The organism is Paraburkholderia sp., assembly GCF_034668105.1.
Taxonomy (GTDB): Bacteria; Pseudomonadota; Gammaproteobacteria; order Burkholderiales; family Burkholderiaceae; genus Paraburkholderia.
The window spans coordinates 1-2,678 of sequence record NZ_JAXDPY010000286.1 but is presented as its reverse complement, the minus strand read 5'-3'; the positions used below and the strand labels follow the sequence as shown (position 1 = coordinate 2,678).

The following is a 2,678-nucleotide window of genomic DNA, read 5'->3' as shown; positions in this document are numbered from 1 at the left end:
CAGGTCTGATCGGACTTGCAATAGGTCTGCTCGTGCTGCTCGCGCTGTCGATTTTCGTATCGAGAACTTACCGGCGCGAACATGACGGCGAAGGCATGCTGCATCACTGGTTCACACACCAGCATATGCCGCACTGGATGCGTCGCCGGCATTGAGGGGCTCAACCGACTGCTGCTCGCGCGCTTGCGCATAACGGGCAAGCGCGAGCTTCCATTGACGCGAAATGCTTTCGCGTCCGCTGTGTACGCGCGTCTCGTACGCGCGCCTGCCGCGCGCCACTCGCCCAGCTGCCGGACTGCCTCGCCTGCGCTTCATTGCCTGCGCTTCATTTCCTGCGCTTCATTTCCTGCGATTCATTCCCTGCGCTTCATTTCCTGCGCTTCGTCCTTTGCGCACTTCCTCTCCGCGGTACTTCCACCCTCAACGCTCCCAGTCTCTCTGCTCCCCAGCCTCAGTACTTGCCCCCGCACTCCTTCCACCCTGCATCACCCTGTCACATCCTTTCAGGCACATGCCTTGCTGGAGAGCATCCTGCAAGGAGGCGTAGCGATACGCGTCCCTCGTCCCGGCGCGCAGGCGCCGAACCAACAGACTACGCGGCCCGAGCACGTCCGAGGGCCAGACAGGAGAACTCAAATGACCGTCGGAACCATTCTGCTTATTGTGCTCATTTTGCTGCTGATCGGCGCGTTGCCGAGTTGGCCATACAGCAGCGGCTGGGGTTATCGGCCGACCGGCGTGCTTGGGGTCGTTCTGATCATCGTCATCGTGTTGCTGCTGATGGGCCGCATATAGTCCGCGAGAGCGCGCCTTCGGAACCCTTCCGAGCCCTTTTTCCAATCCAACGCAATTCGTGATTGACTCTGGCACCCAATGCCACGTAGAATCTCGGATTCGTCGGAGCGTAGCGCAGCCTGGTAGCGCATCTGATTTGGGATCAGAGGGTCGAAGGTTCGAATCCTTTCGCTCCGACCACGAAAAAGCAATACGAAACCCGCGTCGCCTTCGGCTTCGCGGGTTTTTGCTTTTGGGGCTTCATGAGTTCGTACGCCCCATGCCGACAGATGCCCGGCCTTGCGTCGTCGCGAGCGCGCATGCGACAGTGATTGAAACCCGGCGCGGTTGTCCACGCCGCAACCAGAGTCAAGGAGACACCCATGGATCTGATCCTCTGGCGTCACGCCGAAGCCGAAGATTTTGCCGCCAGCGATCTCGCCCGCGCGCTCACCACGCGAGGCCGCAAACATGCGCAAAACGTCGCCAAGTGGCTGCGCACCCGCCTGCCCGACGATGCGGTGGTCCTCGCGAGTCCCGCGGTGCGGACCATCCAGACCGCCGAAACCCTGAGCGACCAATATCGCGTGGTACGCGAACTCGCGCCCAACGCCAGCGCGGACGATGTGCTGAAGGCCGCCGGCTGGCCCAAAGGCATCGCGCCGACGGTCGTGATTGTCGGCCATCAACCGACGCTCGGCCACGTGGCGGCACGTCTGCTCGGCAACAGCAATGCGAGCTGGCCGCTGAAGAAAGCCGGCCTATGGTGGATCGAAAGCCGCGAACGCGACGGCGAGGACCAGGCGGTTCTACGCGCGGCGATGAGTCCCGATCTGATCTGATCCGAGCCGGTCGCGCGAAAACAACACACGGCGAACACACAACGAACACCCGGCGCGCGCCGCCCACGACATTACAAGCCGCGCGCACCCAGCTTACGGCCAGTCATCCAATCGTCATGGCTTTGCCATGCGAGCGTCACCAGGCGTTACTACATTGGCGAAAAAAGAAATCCCCCTTTTTTCGACCAGGACGCCACATGCGAGAACTGCCGACGCCCACCCTGCCTCTGGCTTCGCTCTTCGAAACGCGTCGCCTGCCGCGCGCCGAAGAGACGGTCACCGCCCAGCATCGCCTGCAAGTCACGTGGGCCCGCACCGCCGAGGAACTGCGCGAAGCCCAGCGTCTGCGCTACCGCGTATTCGCCGATGAAATGGGCGCGCGTCTGACGGGTCCAGCCGGCCTCGATGTCGATTCGTTCGACGCATACTGCGATCACCTGCTGGTGCGCGATCTCGACACGCTGAAGGTGGTCGGCACGTACCGCGCGCTGCCGCCGCATCAGGCGGCGCGTATCGGACGTCTGTATGCGGAAAGCGAGTTCGACGTATCGCGTCTCACGCACTTGCGCGCGAAGATGGTCGAGGTGGGCCGTTCGTGCGTGCACCCGGACTACCGCAGCGGCTCGGTGATCATGTCGCTATGGGCGGGCCTCGCCGCGTACATGAAGCACAACGGCTACGAGACGATGCTCGGCTGCGCGAGCGTCGCGATGGTCGACGGTGGCCACTACGCGGCCAATCTGTACTGCGCGCTGCGCGACAACGCGTTGACGGCGCCGGAATATCGCGCGTTTCCGCACACGCCGCTGCCCATCGAAGAATTGCAGAACGGTGCCGACGTCGCCCCGCCGCCGCTGGTGAAAGGCTATCTGCGTCTTGGTGCGAAGATTTGCGGCGCGCCGGCCTGGGACCCCGATTTCAACACGGCTGACTTTCTGACGCTGCTGCGTCTATCGGATATCAACGCGCGCTACGCGCGGCACTTCCTCGGCGACGCGTCTGCGCGCTGAACGACGCGCAAATACCCGCCCGATTCAGTCGACTCGAGTAGACGATCGATGC

At 63.0% G+C, this 2,678-nt stretch carries 3 protein-coding genes and 1 tRNA gene; all 4 read left to right on the top strand.

Going from position 1 to position 2,678, the window contains the following annotated elements:
* The first annotated feature begins 636 nt into the window (after positions 1 to 636).
* Positions 637 to 795, top strand: coding sequence for a DUF3309 family protein (locus QOC89_RS13275; RefSeq protein WP_179733292.1), 159 nt, complete (start codon positions 637 to 639; stop codon positions 793 to 795).
* Between the two features lie 103 nt (positions 796 to 898).
* Positions 899 to 975 (top strand) — tRNA-Pro (locus QOC89_RS13270).
* A gap of 182 nt (positions 976 to 1,157) precedes the next feature.
* Positions 1,158 to 1,616: a SixA phosphatase family protein gene (locus tag QOC89_RS13265; protein ID WP_323045430.1), complete on the top strand. Its 459-nt coding sequence runs from the start codon at positions 1,158 to 1,160 to the stop codon at positions 1,614 to 1,616.
* 197 nt (positions 1,617 to 1,813) lie between these two features.
* Positions 1,814 to 2,626: a GNAT family N-acetyltransferase gene (locus tag QOC89_RS13260; RefSeq protein WP_323045429.1), complete on the top strand. Its 813-nt coding sequence runs from the start codon at positions 1,814 to 1,816 to the stop codon at positions 2,624 to 2,626.
* Positions 2,627 to 2,678: the final 52 nt, after the last annotated feature.

Bases quoted from the DNA above. Each gene is read 5' to 3' on its own strand.
- QOC89_RS13275 (WP_179733292.1), top strand. From the start codon at position 637: ATGACCGTCGGAACCATTCTGCTTATTGTGCTCATTTTGCTGCTGATC.
- QOC89_RS13265 (WP_323045430.1), top strand. From the start codon at position 1,158: ATGGATCTGATCCTCTGGCGTCACGCCGAAGCCGAAGATTTTGCCGCC.
- QOC89_RS13260 (WP_323045429.1), top strand. From the start codon at position 1,814: ATGCGAGAACTGCCGACGCCCACCCTGCCTCTGGCTTCGCTCTTCGAA.